Below are 17,303 nucleotides of genomic sequence, written 5' to 3'. Positions count from 1 at the left end.
TCCCGGTCTGTACAATGGGAGAGGGTTGGGGTGAGGGGACTATTGTTAGGCTTTCGAGCGGAATTGAGATATCCACAGTATGGTGATGGCAAGGCCGAACACGACGCCAAAACCGATCCCGACGCCGATCACCGGCACGCCTAATTTGACCACCAAAGAGTAGAGGCCAAGCATCAGCAGCATGGCGGTGTTTTCACCCAGGTTCTGTACCGCGATGGCATTCCCCGCCCCAACTGAGCGTTTGCCCCGCTCTTGCAACAGCGCATTCAGCGGCACCACAAAGAAGCCCCCCAGCACACCAATCACCAGCAGTACGCCATAAGCATTCAGCATGCTGGTTTGCACGGCGAAGAAGGCCACGGCAATGCCGATCAGGATCCCGGCAGGCATACAGCGCTTAACCGTTTCCAGCGTCACAAAGCGGGCTGCCGCCCCGGCTCCGACTACAATACCTATTGCCACCATCGCGTTGAGCATGGTTGGCGTGGCGTTATCGCTAATGCCCAGCGCTACCGGTACCCACAACACCAGCAGGAAGCGCAGGGTGACACCAGCGCCCCAGAACAGGCTGGTACCGATCAGTGAGAAACGGGTTTGGCCATCGCGCCACAGCACTACGCAAGCGTTGAAGAAAGTGCTCCCCATGACGCGTGGGTGCCAGGAGGCCACCTTGTGGGCAGCAGGCAAGCGCGGAATATAGAGGTTAGCGACGACTGCCGCGCCGTAAACCACGGCACACACCGCCAGTGCAGCCACGATATGCCAGTCTGCCAGCAGGCCACCGGCTACCGACCCCACCAGGATGGCAGCAATGGTGGAAGCCTCCATCAGACCGTTGGCCTTCACCAGCTTATCGCCGCTGGTGATCTCACCCAGGATGCCGTACTTCGCTGGTGAATAAGCCGCCGCCCCGATGCCGACCAGGGTATAGCCCAGGAACGGGTTCAGCCCAAAGCAGATCACCAGCGCACCGGCCAGCTTCAAGCCGTTGGCGACCATCATCACCCGGCCTTTGGAGAAGCTGTCGGCGATTTGGCCCACAAACGGCGCCAGGATGATATAGGTGGCCACGAAGGCCATTTGCAGTATCGGTTGGCTCCAATCGGGGTACATTTGCTGTTTGATCAGCGCCAGGGTCGCAAACAGCAAGGCGTTATCGCCGAAGGCCGAGAGAAACTGGGCACAGATCACCGCGATCATTGAACGTGACAGCAGTGGGGAATCAGTTGCATTCATTATGCCTTCTCCGGCTGTTCAGCCATTTGGCGCAAAGTAACGAAATCCGGTTTGCCGCTGCCCAGTAACGGCAACGCCTTCACCAGGCGAATATCACGTGGCACCGCCAGCTCCGGGGTGCCCTGCTCACGAGCCACCCGCAGCAAGCTGTCACGGGTAATGCTGGCGTCGTTGGTGAACAACACCAGCGCTTCACCTTTGCTGCTGTCGCTTTTCACCGTGGCCGCATGCAGCCCTTCCGGTGACAGGCGCACTGCCAACTGTTCCACGCTCTCCAGCGAGATCATTTCCCCCGCCAGTTTGGCAAAGCGCTTCACGCGGCCACGAATGGTGCAATAACCCTGTTCGTCGAAGCTGACAATATCACCGGTATCGTACCAGCCGGCTTGCAGCACGCCGTTTTCGTCCTCGGCTGCCGGAGCTTCCAGTTCTCCTGGGCGCTCAACCCGCAGGTAGCCCTTCATGATGTTCGGGCCTTTCAATTGCAGACGGCCACCGTTATCGATCCCAGCCATCTTGATCAAACGTGCTTCCATCTGCGGCATAATGCGGCCTACGGTGCCAACTTTGGCCGCCAGAGGCACGTTGATCGACACTACCGGAGCACACTCCGTCACACCGTAGCCTTCTAAAATACGGATGCCGTATTTGTCCTGATAAATCTGTTTGGTGCTTTCGGCCAGTTTCTCGGCACCGGCCACCACATAGCGCAGGCGGGCAAAATCGTAAGGATGGGCGAAGCGGGCGTAGTTGTTGAGGAAGGTCGCGGTACCAAACAGCACGGTGCAGTTGCGGTCATAGACCAGTTCCGGCACCACGCGATAATGCAGCGGGCTTGGGTAGAGGAATACCCGGCTACCGGTCATCAACGGGGTGATCAACCCGACAGTCAGGCCGAAAGAGTGGAACAGCGGCAGCGAGGACATAAAGCGATCGCGCGGGGTGAAATCCGCAATGGTTCGGATCTGCTCTACGTTGGCCAGCAGGCTGGCATGGGAATGCACAACGCCCTTCGGATGGCCTTCCGAGCCGGAGGTAAACAAGATCAGCGCTGCATCTTCTGGCTGCTGTGGCACCATTGCCTTTTGTGGCTGGAACAGGTGACGCAGGATCCACAGCTTATCGTCGCGGGTGACGGTATCTTTCAAATCTTCCAGATAGACCCAGTTGGCTTCCGGCACCTGCTCTGGCAGGTGTGTCAGTTTGCCCTTTTCCAGGAACTGGCGCGAGGTGACGATGGTTTTAATGGTGGCCGCGGTCATCGCGCTTTTCAGCCCGTTCACGCCGGCGGTGTAATTGAGCATGGCCGGAATACGGCCCCGCAATGAAGCGCCAAAGATGGCGGCAGCGGTAATAGTGGCATTGGGCAACAGTAGGCCAACATGCTCTTTCGGCGCGGTAAAACGTTCCAGGATGCGGCTGACGCCCAGCGATTTTTTGAGCAGCGTATGATAGCTGTCTTCCTTGAAGCCCACGTCTTCGATGCAGGGCTTGAAGCGGCCATAACGATGCTGCGCGGCCAACAGCGCGCCGAACAAGGTTTGCGGTTTGAGGGTATCCATGCGCGCCTGCATCATGATCTGATGCAGCCTGTCACCGGCCAATTGCCGGCGTTGACTGGCTTTTGGCGCATCTGACATAGGTAAAGTGGTTGGCGGCAGAATGCTGATGGTGGTCTGTGGGAAGGCGCGGAGTTTATACACCCCGGCCATACGGCCAAACACGCTGAACTCCGGGCCATCGATACGTACCGGCACGATGGTGGCACCAGATTTGGCGGCGATAAAGGCCGCCCCGTCGTAGATCTTCATCAATGAGCCGGTCACCGTAATGCGCCCTTCCGGGAACACCACGATCGGCCTGCCCTGCTCAACCATACGCACCAGATGCTTGATGGCCATCGGTTTGGTGGGATCCAGTGGCACAAAGTCGATATAAGGCTTCAGCCAGCGCATAAACCAACGTTCCGAAATGCTGGAGTAAACGGCAAACACCGGTTTGATCGGTAAGAACAACGCCAGCAGCGCGCCATCCATGAAAGAAACGTGATTCGGGGTGATCAGCAGTTTCTGCTGCTCAAAATGCCTGGCATCGCCTTCGACACGAACACGAAACATCAGGCGAAACAGTGCACGTAACACGGTATATATCATCCCACTCTCCCTCGGGGTTGATGGCCTTAAAAATTGTCTGAGGGAAGAATACTATACGGCAGGCAAAAAAAAACCTACGCATCCGCGTAGGTTGGTGCAATTGAAAATGGCTTCAACATACAGAGTATGCCGATTGCTCACCAATCAATACCTCTGGGACATTCAATTTACCCCGCCACGCCAAACTCTCACCAGCGGCCAATCGCAACAGTCAGGCGCAAAGTGTAACCAGCGATGTAGTTTTTCCTTTGATAGACATGGTTTTGAAACTATTGCAAAACCTCAGCCGCTCCGGATCGCAGGAGCCTGCATGCTGTGCCCGTTAACCCTGGATCCGCTTGGGCGAAAAGGTGGATTTAAAAACCATAAATGCAACACTCACCACAAGTTAACGATACCAGCCCTTGCGGCGCGCGATTTTTTCCGCAAAACTGAGGAATGTAAGCGATTACCCAGGAAGTGTTGCAGATATGGCCACGATTAAGGATGTTGCCAGGCTGGCGGGTGTTTCCGTCGCCACGGTGTCCCGCGTAATAAATAATTCCCCGAAAGCCAGCGAAAGTTCACGGACCGCCGTGCTGGCCGCCATGGAAGGATTGCAGTATCACCCCAACGCCAATGCCCGTGCGCTGGCACAGCAATCCACCGAAACCCTGGGCCTGATTGTCTCTGACGTTTCCGATCCCTTCTTTGGTGCCATGGTAAAAGCCGTGGAGCAGGTGGCCTACGCCACGCATAATTTTCTGCTGATTGGTAACGGTTACCACAATGCCGAAAAAGAGCGCCAGGCCATTGAGCAACTGGTGCGTCATCGCTGTGCGGCCTTGGTGGTGCATGCCAAGAAGCTGACCGACGATGAGCTAACCGTCTGGATGCGCCAGATCCCAGGCATGGTGCTGATCAACCGTACGCTGCCTGGCTTTGAGCCCCGCTGCGTAGCGCTTGACGATCGCTATGGTGCCTGGCTGGCCACCCGTCATCTGATCCAGCAGGGCCACCAGCGGATCGCCTTCATCTGCTCCAACCACCAGATTTCAGATGCTACCGATCGATTACAGGGCTACCTGGATGCATTGGAAGAGCACGGTATTGCGGTGGATGAGAAGCTGGTTGCCTACGGCAAGCCGGATGAGATTGGCGGCGAGCAGGCCATGACCGAGTTACTGGGCCGTGGTAAGCAGTTTACCGCCATCACCTGCTATAACGATCCGATGGCCGCCGGGGCGCTTTCGGTACTCAGTGATAACAGCGTGGACGTTCCAGGCCAGATTTCGCTGATTGGTTTTGATGACGTACTGATTTCGCGCTATCTGCGCCCACGCCTGACCACTATCCGCTACCCGGTGGTGGCGATGGCGACGCAAGCAGCAGAGCTGGCATTAGCGCTGGCCAACAACCAGCCGCTACCGGAGATCACCAATATGTTCAGCCCGACGCTGGTACGCCGCCATTCGGTCGCCAGCATCAATAACGCTTTCGAGCAAAACTAATCTAGCAGGCGGTGGTAGAGGCGCACGGGGCGATCCGGGTACTCCAGCGCCTCGCCGATGTGCTGCCAGCCATGGCGTTCGTAATAACCGCTAAACTCAGCATACAGATACAGCTCCTTGAACCCGGCCCGGCGGCTGTATTCCTGCACATATTGCTGGAGCTGCAGCCCCAGCCCGCTGCCGCGCTGGCTCTCTTCAACGTAAAGCGCGGCCAGCCACGGCGTTAAATCCTGGCGGCTGATCAAATCACAGCGCCACAGCCCCACGGTGCCTACCGGCTTGTCATCCAACAGGGCAATAAAGGTGATGGGCAAACCTTCATGCCGCAGGCTGCTGGCCACCACGCTGGCAAAAAATTCCCGGCTGTTTTCGCAGCCAAACGCCTGCCACTGCCAGTCGATAACCTGTTGCTGATGCTGCGGATAGTCCGCCAGATGCACGATACGAAACACGCTAATCCCCTCTGAAAAATGCCTTAAACGCCAGCACCGTCAGTGTACGCGAATCAATGCATGGGTGCCCCAACAACATATGTTGCTGAATTTGTAGGAGTCGAACATGTTCGACGCGATCTAACCCTATGCTAGACTCAGCAATATTTACCGCAGCGGACGTTGAAAGAGGGTAGCCATTGATGATCACCATGTTGGATGTTTCCATGCGCGCGGGGGTATCCAAAGCCACGGTTTCCCGCGTTTTAAATGGCACCGGCCAGGTGAAGAAGAGCACGCGTGATGCGGTGTTCAAGGCAATGGATGAGTTGGGCTACCGGCCAAACTTTCTCGCCCAATCGCTGGCCAATAAAAGCTCCAACAGCATTGGGCTGGTAGTATCCAATTTTGACGGCCCCTACTTTGGCCGTTTGCTGCGCCAGGCCGCCAAACTGATCGAAGCCAGCGGCAAGCACCTGATCGTCACCGACGGCCACGACACGCCAGAAGATGAATTGCAGGCGGTACGGCTGCTGGCGGATCGCCGTTGCGACGCGATTATCCTGTACACCCGCTTTATGGGCGAAAGTGCCCTGATGGAGTTGCTGGAAGACCTGCCGGTTCCGGTGATGGTCATTAACCGCGATCTGCCGCAGGCTCGTCAACGCTGCGTGTTCTTCGAACAGCAACAGGCCGCCTTCAACGTGGTGGATTATCTGATCGGTCAAGGGCACCGTGAGATCGCCTGCATCACCGGGCCAATTGATACACCCACTGCCCAATCCCGCTTGGCGGGTTACCGTCAGGCGTTGGAACACCATCAGATAGCATTCAATGATGCCCTGATCACCAACGGTGATAGTAGCGTACCTGGCGGATACCTTAGCTGTAAGGCCCTGCTGGCTAGCGGCAACGCATTCAGCGCGCTGTTTGCCAGCAACGATGATATGGCCATCGGCGCGATGAAGGCCCTGCACCAGGCTGGCAAACGCCTGCCTGAGGACGTTTCGCTGTTTGGTTTCGACGATGAGCCAAGCGCCGCCTATCTGCAACCGGCGTTATCCACCGTCTATCTGCCGATCGACGCGATGATCGAAGCGGCGATCGCCCAGGCCCTGCGTCTGATCAACGGCGAAGCGCTGCAACCGCTAACGCCGTTTGTCGGTGAGTTAAAACTGCGTGAGTCCGTGGTACCTGGCCCCTACGCTTAAATTAACTCCAGCCCGATCAATTCTTCAATCGTCTGGCGGCGACGGATCAGCCGAGGCTCACCGTTTTCAAACAGCACTTCCGGCAGCAACGGGCGGCTGTTGTAGTTGGAGGACATCGACGAGCCATAGGCCCCGGTGTCATGGAATACCAGATAATCACCGACCCGCACCTGCGGCAACGGACGGGTTTCAATACCGCCACCCGCTTGCTGGGTAAACACATCACCCGACTCACACAGTGGCCCGGCGATCACGGTATCTTGCAACGGTTGGTTATCAGTATTGCGGCCGTCGGCAGGCAGCAGGGAGATATGGTGATAGCTGCCATACATCGCCGGACGCATCAAATCGTTAAACCCAGCGTCCACCAGGACAAAGTGGCGGCTGCCCATCTGTTTTACCGAACGCACTTCGGCCACCAGCACGCCTGCTTCGGCCATCAGGAAACGCCCCGGCTCGATTTCCAACTTCACCGGATGGCCCAGATGTGCGGCAACTCGCTCACGTGCGCGGTTCCACAGGCCGTAATAGTGTTCGGTATTGATCGCCTCCTCCCCTTGCTGATAAGGGATAGAAAGGCCGCCACCGGCGGAAATAGCCGTAATGTCCTGCCCCAGCGCAATCACCTGCTGCACCATCGCATCACACACGCGCTCCAGGTGCTGGTAATCCACCCCGGAACCGATGTGCATATGCAGCCCGATCAGTTTCAGGCCATATTGCTGCACCTTGGCGACCGCCTGCGGCAGATCGGCATACCAGATACCATGCTTGCTGTTTTCACCGCCGGTATTGGTTTTCTGGCTGTGGCCGTGGCCAAAACCAGGGTTGATCCGCAGCCATACCGGATGCCCGGCAGACACCTGGCCAAGCTGCTCCAGCATATCGATAGAACCGGCATTGACCGGGATTTTCAATTCACTGACGCGCGCCAGAGTGGCGTGATCCAGCACATCGGCGGTAAACACGATATCTTCGCCACCCGGCTCAAAACCGGCTTTTAACGCGCGCTCGATTTCCCCCAGCGACACCGAATCCACCTTGACGCCCAGCTCGCGCATCAGGCGCATCAGGCGCAGAATATGAATATTCGAGCAGGCTTTCTGAGCAAAACGGATCACGTCAAAGTGCTGCAACTGGCTGATACGCTGGCTGATGATAGCCGCATCATAGGCCCAGACCGGGCAACCAAAGCGTTGGGGCAGTGCCAGCAGATTGGCGGCGTTCAGGGCGGTAGAGGTGTCGTTCAAGGAGCGTGGCATGGTTCGGTTCCCATAATCAAATTTTCCACCATCATGCCGCAGCGGCCCCGGTGTGAAAAATATCTATTTCGCCATAGTCTATTCATTTATGATATGGCTTTCCCTCTCCGTGGAGTTTCGCCATGTACGCCATTACCCTGCGCCAGATTGAGATTTTCCACGCGGTGATGACCACCGGCAATCTGACCGAAGCGGCGGCGCTGCTGCAAACCTCACAACCGACCGTCAGCCGCGAGCTTGCCCGCTTCGAGAAGTTAATCCAATTGCAACTGTTCGACCGCGTACGTGGCCGCCTTTACCCGACGGTGCAAGGCTTGCGGCTGTTTGAAGAAGTGCAGCGCTCCTATTACGGCCTGGATCGCATCAAGAATGCGGCCGCCGGTATCCGGCAATTCCAGCAGGCGCAGCTTTCCATTGCCTGTCTGCCGGTGTTTTCCCAATCGCTGCTGCCTGCCGTGTGCAAACCTTTTGTTGATCGTTATCCGGAAGTGAGCTTCAGCGTGATCCCGCAGGAGTCACCGTTGCTGGAAGAGTGGCTTTCGGCACAGCGCCACGATCTGGGCCTGACGGAGAATACCCTGACGCCCGCTGGCACCGAGCGCATGACGCTGATGACGATGAATGAGGTGTGTGTGCTGCCTGCCGGGCACCCATTGCTTGCGAAAAGCACGCTGACGCCGCAGGACTTCAACGCAGAAAACTTTATCAGCCTGTCGAACACCGACAGCTATCGACAACTGCTGGATGCGCTGTTCCATGAACAAGGCATCGAGCGCCGGATGGTGATGGAGACCCACAGCGCCGCTTCGGTCTGTGCGATGGTCAAGGCTGGAGTCGGCATCTCGATCGTCAACCCACTGACCGCGTTGGATTACGCCAATAATGGTGTTCATGTGCGGCCCTTCAGCGTCGAGGTACCGTTTACCGTGAGCCTGATCCGCCCGCTGCACCGCCCCTCTTCCGCGCTGGTCACCGCCTTTGTGCAGCACTTGCAGCAGCAGGCGCAACAGTTGCCCGCCCGCCTGGCTTCGGTTATCCAACGCTAGCGCAGCGTGGCACGCCAGCCAGGATCGGTGGCAAACCATTCCACCAGGAAATCCAGCATGGTGCGCAACGTGGCGGGCATTTGGCGGCGCGAGGTGTAGATGCCGTAGATCCCCATCGTCTGTGACAAATACCCCGGTAACAGTTCCACCAACTCCCCCTTTGCCAACAGTGGCGCAGCAGAATAATAAGGTTGCATGGAGATCCCCGCACCTTGCAGCGTTCCTGCCAACAGCACCACCGATTCGTTGGCACTGAGGTTGCCACTGACCGCCACCGCCGACTTCACGCCTTGCTCATCAAAGTGCCACAGGCTTTTACCAAAGTAGGAATAGGTGAGGCAGTTGTGCAGGGCTAAATCCTGTGGGTGACGCGGGGTACCATGAGCGGCCAGATAGGCTGGAGACGCACAGATCACCGAAGCGCAGTTGGAAAGTGGCCGGGCAATCAGATTGGGATCCAGTTCATTGGTGATGCGTAGCGCCAGATCGATCCGCTCTTCCACCAGATTGACCGCTCGGTTATTCATTTGCAGATCCACCGCCACCTGAGGATGACGCTTCAGGTACTGCGCCACCGCCCCCACCAGCGCCGTTTGGCCAAGCGATTGCGAACAGGTGATTCGTAGCAGGCCACGTAAATCGTCACTCTGCTCGTTTTCCACCAGATCGATATCTTTCGCTACCGCCAGCATTTGGCGGCAACGTTCCAAGGTGCGCTCTCCGGCATCGGTCAGGCTGAGCCTACGCGTAGTACGGTGCAGCAGCCGCGCCCCGGCCCATTGTTCCATCTGCGCCAGATAGCGCGTCACCATAGCTCGCGACATTGCCAGGGTATCCGCTGCCGCAATCATGCTGCCGCGTTCGACGATAGTGACAAAAACCTCTGCGGCGGTAATGCGATCCATGATTCGCTCGATTTACGCAATGAATAATTGCTTATTATCCGGTTTTTCTCCCGTTCTATGCAACCTATCATCTGACCAACGATAACAAACACCCAAAAGGCACCTGCACATGTTTAAGAAATCATTACTGACTCTGGCCGCAACCGGCTTCGTTTCACTCAGCACCTTCGCCACTGCGGCTAATACTCTGACCCTGGAAGTGTACAACCCAGGCGAAAAGAGCGTTTTCCCGGTCTCTTCCGAGATTGTCAGCGGCCCACATGAAGTGGCGCTGATCGATGCCCAATTCCAGCGTAACGACGCGCAGGAGCTGGTGAAAAAGATCAAGGCTACCGGTAAAAAGCTGACCACGGTCTATATCAGCCATTCGGATCCGGATTTCTATTTCGGCCTGGATGTGATCAAAGCCGCCTTCCCGGAGGCAAATATCATTGCTTCACCGGAAACGATCAAAGCGATCAATGCAACCCAGGCAGGTAAACTCGCCTATTGGGGGCCGATCCTGAAGGAGAATGCGCCGAAAGCCGTGATCGTGCCGCAGCCGTTGCAAGGCAGCAGCTTTAGCATCGATGGCCAGCAGGTCGAAGTGAAAGGCCTCAATGGCCCAACGCCGGATCGCACCTTTGTGTGGATCCCGTCGTTGAAAGCTGTGGTGGGTGGCGTACCGGTGGCCGGTGACAATATTCATCCGTGGATTGCGGATAATCAGACCGTCGAGTCACGCGCTCATTGGCAGCAAACGCTGGAAAGCATCAAGGCGCTGAAACCGCTGGTAGTAGTTCCAGGGCACTTCCTGCCAGGAGCGGCACAAACGCTGGAGTCGGTGACCTTTACCCACAATTACCTGACCACGCTGGAAAGTGAGTTGCCAAAAACCAAGAACTCCGCGGAACTGATCGCGGCCATGCAGCAGCACTATCCAAAACTGCAAGATGGTTCTAGCCTGGAACTGAGCGCCAAGGTACTGAAAGGCGAAATGAAGTGGCCACAGTAAAGCGGTAGGAGCAAAAACATGACGACCCTGCATTACATTTTCGATCCGCTGTGCGGCTGGTGTTACGGTGCAGCACCGCTGGCCAAGGCCGCGCAGGCTATTCCAGGCCTGACCGTTGCCCTGCACGCCGGTGGCATGATGACCGGCAATGCCCGCCGAACCATCAACGAGGAATGGCGCAATTACGTGATGCCGCATGATAAGCGGATTGCCGGGCTAACCGGCCAGCCTTTCGGCGACGGTTACTTCAACGGACTGCTGCGAGACACCACGGCGGTGATGGACTCTGAGCCACCGATCGTTGCGATCCTGGCCGCTGAACAGCTCGCCGGACGGGGCCTGGATATGCTGCACCGCATTCAGGAAGCCCACTACCGGGAAGGGCGACGTATTGCCGATGCGCCAGTGTTGGAAGCGCTGGCGAAAGAGTTGGGCCTGGATCCTGCTGCCTTTATTGCCGAGATGCGTTTGAACAGCGGCGCGCCAACGGCACAGCATATCGCCGACAGCCGCGCACTGCTCGCCAAAGTCCGTGGGCATGGCTTCCCAACCTTTGCCCTGGAGGATAATCAAGGGCGGCTATCCCAGATCCCCGTGCAGGAGTATTTGGGAAATGTTGAAGGCTGGAAAGCATTACTGAAAGATGCCGTAAAATAAATCTGCCGGGGCGAGCACATGTTCGCCCCGAACATAGTTGTAACAATTTCATTTTGTGTTGTGATTTGCCGCCGCGCCAAAGACGCCTTCGCCTTACGCTAATCAACGTTACTAGCGCTCGTTTTATCTCTGCTGTATTGCAAATAATGAGCCACGTCAAAACTGCTTACATGTGGCGGTTTGTTTGTTACCAACCTCGTGCCCATGCTAGAAGAAAACGATACCTTCTGGATTTTTATGAACACGAGCACCACACAAAAACAAGCCGTCTGGCAGTTGATCAAACCCTTTTGGGTTTCGGAAGAAAAATGGCGCGCCTGGACGATGCTGATCGCCATCGTGGGCCTATCCCTGGGGCTGGTTTATATCAGCGTGCTGATCAACCAGTGGAACCAGGTGTTCTACGATGCCCTGCAGAATAAAAACTACCCGGTGTTCAAAGCCCAGCTGTGGCGCTTTACCTATCTGGCATTATCTTTCATCGTGCTGGCGGTCTACAAAATCTACCTGACCCAGGGCCTACAGATGCGCTGGCGGCGCTGGATGACGGAAAAATTTATGGGCAAGTGGCTGGCGCACCAGGCCTATTACCATACCGAACAACAGCAGATTATCGATAACCCCGATCAGCGTATCTCTGACGATCTCAACGTCCTGACCCAGTACACCTTATCTTTGTCGCTCGGCCTGCTCTCCAGCCTGGTGACACTCTGTTCGTTTATTACCATTCTCTGGCATATCAGCGGGCCGATGACCTTCGTGATCGCCCAGCATGCCATTACCCTGCCAGGCTATATGGTGTGGTTTGCCCTGTTGTACGCGGTACTGGGATCCTTACTGATCTGGTGGGTCGGCAAGCCCCTGGTTATGCTCGGCTTTAATCAGGAACGTTATGAGGCGAACTTCCGTTTCGGGCTGATCCGTATTCGTGAAAATAACGATGCCATCGCGCTGTATCACGGTGAACCACGAGAGAAACAGCAGCTAAGTAACCGCTTTGAGGCCATCCGCAGTAACTGGTGGTCGATCATGCGTATCACCCGGCGGCTGAATATCGCCAGTAATTTCTACAGCCAGTTTGCCATTGTCTTTCCGCTGCTGGTGGCGGCACCACGCTATTTCTCAGGTGCGATCCAAATGGGCGGACTGATGCAAATCTCCTCCGCATTCGGCCAGGTGCAAGGGTCGCTGTCGTGGTTTATCGACGCGTTTACCGATCTGGCCACCTGGAAAGCCTGCGTTAACCGTCTGGCTGGCTTTAACGCGGCGGTGGACGAGGTGCATAACCAGAGCCGCGGTATCAGCCTGCAACAGGAAGACCACTCACCGCTGATGCTGCGCGATGTTGGCCTTACGCTGCCCGATGGACAGCCTCTGTTAAGTGCAGCAACCATGACGCTGAAACGCGGCGAGCGCGTGCTGGTCGTTGGCCCTTCTGGCTGTGGTAAATCAACGCTGCTGCGTGCCATTGCCGGGATCTGGCCTTACGGCTCCGGTGAAATCGGCCTGGATAATCACCTCACGACGCTGTTCCTACCGCAGCGCAGCTATATCCCGATCGGTACGCTGCGTGAAGCGCTGAGCTATCCGCATCAGGATAAAGACTACAGCGATGAGCAGTTGTTGAAAGTCCTGGAAAACTGCCGGCTGAAACACCTGCAACGCTGGCTGGATACCAGCGCCAACTGGAGCCATCGCCTTTCACCGGGCGAGCAGCAGCGATTGGCGTTTGCCCGTGCGATCCTTACCCGCCCGGATGTACTGTTCCTGGATGAGGCCACCAGCGCGTTGGATGATGAAACCGAGCAATTGATGTATTGCCTGCTGGTTGACGAACTGCCGGAGGTCACGCTGGTCAGCGTGGCACACCGCAACAGCGTGGCGAAATATCATCAGACCTGCTGGCGTTTCAGCCGTAATGAAAATGGCCCGGCCCAGATGGCGCTTAGCCCGTTGCCGATGCCGAGTTAGCCTCAATAGCTCCTCTCACTCCCCCCTTTGGAAGGGTTGGAGTGAGAGGGCACCTGATTAAATCCCATCAGCCTCGGCGTTGGCGCATTTCACCTTACGCCGTTCATGCCACAGGCTGGTCAAGCCACGTTTGCCGCAGGCCAGCGCCATGTCACGGAACTCGGTCAGGCTCAGCCCTTCACGCTCCAGCATCATTTCGGCAGCCAACTGCATATTAACCCCGGTCAGCACCTCACAGTTGCCATGCGCATCGGCCAACTCGCAGGCACTACGGAAAGGCGATCCCCCCAACATATCGGTAAGGAACACCACGCCGTCCGCTTGCTCTACCGCTTGCAGCGCGGCACTCAACTCCACTTTCAGCTCCGCCGTCCCCATATGGACAGGGAAGTCCACCGCGATACAGGCAGGCTGTTCTCCTACCACCTGTTCTAGCGCCTGCAGCAGGCCACTGGCGAAGCCGCCGTGGCCGGTAATGACAATTCCTGGCATGTTCACTTCCTCACAGCAAACCGAAAAATTTACCCACTACGCCGATCACCACCGTCACACCGATCAGTTTCACCGGTGAGAAACCGCGCTTCATCAGGAAGAACACCAGCAGCGTGAAACACAGCGGCAACAGGTTAGGCATCAACTTATCGAGCACATCCGTTTGCAACGCCACGGTGGCCTTACCGGCATGCATGATCAGCGGCGTGGAAAGATGTACATAGGAGGCCACCAGCGCACCGATGACCGTCATGCCCACGATCGACGCCGCATGGGATATTCGTTTGGTATGGGTTTTCAACAGCGTCAGCGCACTGGTGCCCGCCTGATAGCCATAGTGCGCCAGCCCAAAGCGCAGCCCGAAGTGGAACACGTTGAACAACAGCAGGAACACTATCGGCCCAAACAGGCTGCCTTCCAGCGCTAAAGAGGCCCCGATGCCCGCACAAATCGGCAACAGCGTCAGCCAGAACAGCGCATCACCAATGCCTCCCAACGGCCCCATCAGCGCCACTTTCACCGCTCGAATGGTGGAGACTTTCTCCTTGTTTTGCTCCATCGCCAGCACCAACCCCGAAAGGAAGGTAACGTCGAAAGGATGCACGTTGATAAACTCCATATGCATCTTCATCGAATTCGCCAGATCCTGAGGATTGCGGTGGATCTTGCGCAAACCCGGGATCAAGGTGTACAGCCAGCCACCGGCCTGCATACGTTCATAGTTGAATGATGCCTGCAGTAACAACGAACGCCAGGCCATACGGTTGATATCACTGCGCGTCAGCGCCTCTGCCGGGCGGCTATCAACGTAGTCGTCCTGCTCTACCTGGCTGGTGGCCAATGCCTGTTCCAGGCGTTTTGCTGCTTTTTGCGCCAGCAGATCGTCAGAGTCATTAAATGCCATCTTCAGCGTCCTCCGGTTGAACAGGCTTCCTGGTCACATCCGCATCTGCCCGTTGACTGTTAAAGAAATCGATCAGCGCGATCGCCAATGCCCCCAGTGCCACCGCCAAGATCGGCAGCTTAAGGAAAGTCACCGAAATAAAGCCGAGGATGAAATACGCCACGTAGGTTTTCTTCATCATCACTTTCATCAGCAGTGAGAAGCCGATCGCCGGCATCATACCGCCCGCCACCGCCAGCCCATCCAGCAGCCAGGTCGGCGCTTTCTGCACCATGGCGCTGGCCGCATCGGCACCGAAGTAAATCGGCAAAAACGCCACCACAAAATAGAAAACAAACAGGATACTGATGCCGAGGTAGTTCACTCGCTCAACGCCACGCCAGTTCAGTTCCTGCACCATGCGATCGCAGCGGTGCATCATGGGTGAAAACGCGGTGAACAGCAGCGTGATGCAGCCCTGTACCGCAATGGCGAACGGCACCGCCACGCCAATGGCCACCTTGGGATCGGCCTTGGTGAGGATGGCAAACGCCGTGCCGACCACCCCGCCGATCACCACGTTAGGCGGCTGCGCACCGGCCAATGGCACCATGCCCATCCACACTAGTTCCAACGTCCCGCCTACCAGCAAGCCGGTAGTGACATCCCCCAGGATCAGGCCAACCAGCGGTCCCATCACTACCGGGCGGTGGAAGTGGGTCAGGCCGTCAAACAGGTCGACTCCGGCCAGCCCCGCGAGTAATGCAATCAATAACGCGTCAGTTAACATGCTTCCCCCTGCGCTCAAGCGAGCAGTTTGCCTATCGCTTCACCGGCTTCATCCGGCACTCGGCGCACCTCGCAGGCTACGCCCAACGCCGCCAGCTCACGAAAGGCGGCAATATCATCGTCATCCACCGAGACCGTTTTGTGGATTTGCCGTTTTCCTGCGGCGAAGTGCATATTGCCAACGTTGACAAAAGTGATGGGCACTCCGCCCTGCACCAGTTTCAATACGTCCTGCGGCGTTTTGCACACCAGAAAAATCTTTTGCCGATCCGCCGCCTTATGGATCACGTCGATGGTTTTTTGCAGGGTGAAGTACCGAGTCTGCACGCCTTCGGCCACCACCATGTCCATCAGGTTTTGCTGTACCGGATCGGCGGCGGCGTCATCGTTGGCCACTACCACCAGATTGGCTCCCAGCGTGTTGGTCCAGGTCACCCCTACCTGGCCATGCACCAGGCGATTATCGATACGGGTCATCAGAATATTGGGCATATCAGCGCACCTCCGGGTAACAGGCTGAGTGGTAGTCGTCGAGCACCTGGGTAATTTTGTGGATCACCCAATCTTGCGGATCCTGGCTCAGCTCACCGGCATTCAAGGCCCGTGCCTGGTCGGGTAAATACTGGCTGAGTAAGGCCAGCGGGATTGGATTGCTCCGTAGATTGTCCATCAGCGCATCCACGGCCTGCTGGACCTGTGGCTGCGGCCAGTAATAGCGCACACGATCGCTCAGGCTGTAGTGCCGATCCAGATACTGTTGATGCGGGCTGCCGTGATAATAGCGGCTCCACTGCTGCGGCTGTTCGCGCATCACCTGTTCAAGCGTGGCGCACAGCTGGGCCGAACGATGCTCCCCTAACCATTCACGTTCGATACGATCGAGGGCAAACAGCGCCTCACGCAGCGCAAAAGTGAGCGCCGGGCCAACTTTCAGAATGGCGAAATGGTCACGCACCAGCTGCGAATAAGCCTTCGGTGCCTGGTAGTCGGTCGAGTGGGCCTCATACAGCAACCCCGGTTGGCGTTCGATAAAGCGGCTCAACGCCTGCGCCGCCTGCGGTTGGTAATGTTCGACGCTGTGATGGTCGAACTCGACGCCAGGTTGCACCACCAAGGCGATCACTCGTGACCACGCGCTGCTCAGTTCTGCCTGCTGCCAGGCATGACGGTGCGCCTCTAACGTGACGGAGACGGCCTGTGGCGTAGTCACCTGGATGCCTTGCAGCGTTTCCTGCGCACCGCCCGGCACTGGCACTTCGGTTCCGATCACATACACCGGAGCTTCACCACCCGCTTGCTGCCAGGCTCGTTCCGCCACTGCGCACAGGCGCGCCGCACGCTGCGCCACCACTTCATCTCCCAACGGGGTGGGATCGTCAGAGCAGGACATGGAGCAGTCGAGATGGATTTTGCGAAATCCGGCGCGCACATAGTCGTCAATCAGGGTTTCGGATAGCGCCATCGCCTCTTGTGCCGGGCGCTCTTGCCAGGCGTTAGGGCCAAGATGATCGCCCCCCAGCCAAATAGCGCTCCTTGGCAACCCGATGTCATCCGCCATCTGCCACAGCGCATCACGAAACTGTGCGGCGGTCTGGCCGGTGTAGCCGCCAAACTGGTTAACCTGGTTTGACGTCGCCTCGATCAATACCGGCGTGCCACGTGCCTTTGCTTGCCGCAAGGCGGCCTGCAATACCCAAGGATGCGCGGAGCAAACGGAAAATATCCCCACCGGCTGGCCGGCCTTGTGCTGTGCTACCAGTTGTAACCACTGCTGCATGAATCC

At 57.2% G+C, this 17,303-nt stretch carries 16 protein-coding genes; 6 read left to right on the top strand and 10 right to left on the bottom strand.

The features are described from left to right. Positions 1–45 precede the first annotated feature (45 nt). Together lplT and aas are read right to left on the bottom strand one after the other, a co-directional pair. A complete protein-coding gene (lplT, locus tag ACKWMY_RS03590) occupies positions 46–1,236 on the bottom strand; it encodes a lysophospholipid transporter LplT (RefSeq protein WP_261160410.1) in 1,191 nt (396 codons plus the stop codon). Continuing rightward, positions 1,236–3,389, bottom strand: a complete 2,154-nt coding sequence (gene aas / locus ACKWMY_RS03585; protein WP_409485896.1) for a bifunctional acyl-ACP--phospholipid O-acyltransferase/long-chain-fatty-acid--ACP ligase — start codon at positions 3,387–3,389, stop codon at positions 1,236–1,238. The genes lplT and aas overlap by 1 nt, the downstream gene beginning before the upstream one ends. A gap of 470 nt (positions 3,390–3,859) precedes the next feature. Between aas and galR the strand changes: the two genes are divergently transcribed. Further along, on the top strand, positions 3,860–4,879 hold the full coding sequence (gene galR, locus ACKWMY_RS03580; RefSeq protein WP_024485039.1) for an HTH-type transcriptional regulator GalR: 1,020 nt from the start codon (positions 3,860–3,862) through the stop codon (positions 4,877–4,879). Here the strand turns inward: galR and ACKWMY_RS03575 are convergent. Beyond that, positions 4,876–5,331: a GNAT family N-acetyltransferase gene (locus tag ACKWMY_RS03575; RefSeq protein WP_199061449.1), complete on the bottom strand. Its 456-nt coding sequence runs from the start codon at positions 5,329–5,331 to the stop codon at positions 4,876–4,878. The two genes, galR and ACKWMY_RS03575, sit on opposite strands and share 4 nt — an antisense overlap. A 182-nt stretch (positions 5,332–5,513) precedes the next feature. Between ACKWMY_RS03575 and ACKWMY_RS03570 the strand changes: the two genes are divergently transcribed. Next, on the top strand, positions 5,514–6,521 hold the full coding sequence (locus ACKWMY_RS03570) for a LacI family DNA-binding transcriptional regulator (RefSeq protein ID WP_409485895.1): 1,008 nt from the start codon (positions 5,514–5,516) through the stop codon (positions 6,519–6,521). Here ACKWMY_RS03570 and lysA read toward each other — a convergent pair. Next, complete coding sequence (lysA, locus tag ACKWMY_RS03565) at positions 6,518–7,783, bottom strand: diaminopimelate decarboxylase (protein ID WP_409485894.1); 1,266 nt, start codon at positions 7,781–7,783, stop codon at positions 6,518–6,520. The genes ACKWMY_RS03570 and lysA overlap by 4 nt on opposite strands. A 122-nt stretch (positions 7,784–7,905) precedes the next feature. Between lysA and ACKWMY_RS03560 the strand changes: the two genes are divergently transcribed. Beyond that, on the top strand, positions 7,906–8,829 hold the full coding sequence (locus ACKWMY_RS03560; protein WP_024529464.1) for a LysR family transcriptional regulator: 924 nt from the start codon (positions 7,906–7,908) through the stop codon (positions 8,827–8,829). Here ACKWMY_RS03560 and ACKWMY_RS03555 read toward each other — a convergent pair. Then, entirely contained in the window at positions 8,826–9,734 is a 909-nt protein-coding gene (locus tag ACKWMY_RS03555) for a LysR family transcriptional regulator (protein WP_024529463.1), read from the bottom strand. The genes ACKWMY_RS03560 and ACKWMY_RS03555 overlap by 4 nt on opposite strands. A gap of 109 nt (positions 9,735–9,843) precedes the next feature. Between ACKWMY_RS03555 and ACKWMY_RS03550 the strand changes: the two genes are divergently transcribed. The 3 genes from ACKWMY_RS03550 (at position 9,844) to ACKWMY_RS03540 (ending at position 13,356) form a co-directional block, all read left to right on the top strand. After that, positions 9,844–10,728 carry an MBL fold metallo-hydrolase gene (locus ACKWMY_RS03550; protein WP_199061453.1) on the top strand — a complete coding sequence of 295 codons (885 nt, stop codon included), beginning with the start codon at positions 9,844–9,846 and terminating at the stop codon, positions 10,726–10,728. 18 nt (positions 10,729–10,746) lie between these two features. Continuing rightward, positions 10,747–11,385: a DsbA family protein gene (locus ACKWMY_RS03545; RefSeq protein WP_024529461.1), complete on the top strand. Its 639-nt coding sequence runs from the start codon at positions 10,747–10,749 to the stop codon at positions 11,383–11,385. Between the two features lie 237 nt (positions 11,386–11,622). Beyond that, positions 11,623–13,356 (top strand): ABC transporter ATP-binding protein/permease, encoded by a 1,734-nt coding sequence (locus ACKWMY_RS03540; protein WP_409485893.1) that lies wholly within the window; start codon positions 11,623–11,625, stop codon positions 13,354–13,356. Between the two features lie 57 nt (positions 13,357–13,413). On the opposite strand, the gene agaF is transcribed toward ACKWMY_RS03540, so the two are convergent. The 5 genes from agaF to ACKWMY_RS03515 are packed head-to-tail and all read right to left on the bottom strand — an operon-like array spanning position 13,414 to position 17,297. After that, the gene (gene agaF / locus ACKWMY_RS03535) at positions 13,414–13,848 is read right to left on the bottom strand and encodes a PTS galactosamine/N-acetylgalactosamine transporter subunit IIA (protein ID WP_409485892.1); all 435 of its coding nucleotides are present in this window, start codon (positions 13,846–13,848) and stop codon (positions 13,414–13,416) included. 10 nt (positions 13,849–13,858) lie between these two features. Beyond that, a complete protein-coding gene (locus ACKWMY_RS03530; RefSeq protein WP_199061458.1) occupies positions 13,859–14,752 on the bottom strand; it encodes a PTS system mannose/fructose/sorbose family transporter subunit IID in 894 nt (297 codons plus the stop codon). Further along, positions 14,742–15,521, bottom strand: coding sequence for a PTS N-acetylgalactosamine transporter subunit IIC (agaW, locus tag ACKWMY_RS03525; RefSeq protein WP_021179850.1), 780 nt, complete (start codon positions 15,519–15,521; stop codon positions 14,742–14,744). Before agaW ends, ACKWMY_RS03530 begins: the two co-directional genes overlap by 11 nt. Before the next feature lie 14 nt (positions 15,522–15,535). After that, complete coding sequence (agaV, locus tag ACKWMY_RS03520) at positions 15,536–16,012, bottom strand: PTS N-acetylgalactosamine transporter subunit IIB (protein ID WP_024529457.1); 477 nt, start codon at positions 16,010–16,012, stop codon at positions 15,536–15,538. 1 nt (position 16,013) lies between these two features. Next, complete coding sequence (locus tag ACKWMY_RS03515) at positions 16,014–17,297, bottom strand: D-tagatose-bisphosphate aldolase, class II, non-catalytic subunit (RefSeq protein ID WP_024529456.1); 1,284 nt, start codon at positions 17,295–17,297, stop codon at positions 16,014–16,016. Positions 17,298–17,303 lie beyond the last annotated feature (6 nt).

The sequence above is a fragment of the Serratia sp. J2 genome, from assembly GCF_046269175.1.
In the GTDB taxonomy this organism is placed as follows: domain Bacteria; phylum Pseudomonadota; class Gammaproteobacteria; order Enterobacterales; family Enterobacteriaceae; genus Chania; species Chania fonticola_C.
Note: the sequence above shows the minus strand (reverse complement) of the source record. Positions and strands in the feature narration are given on the sequence as shown.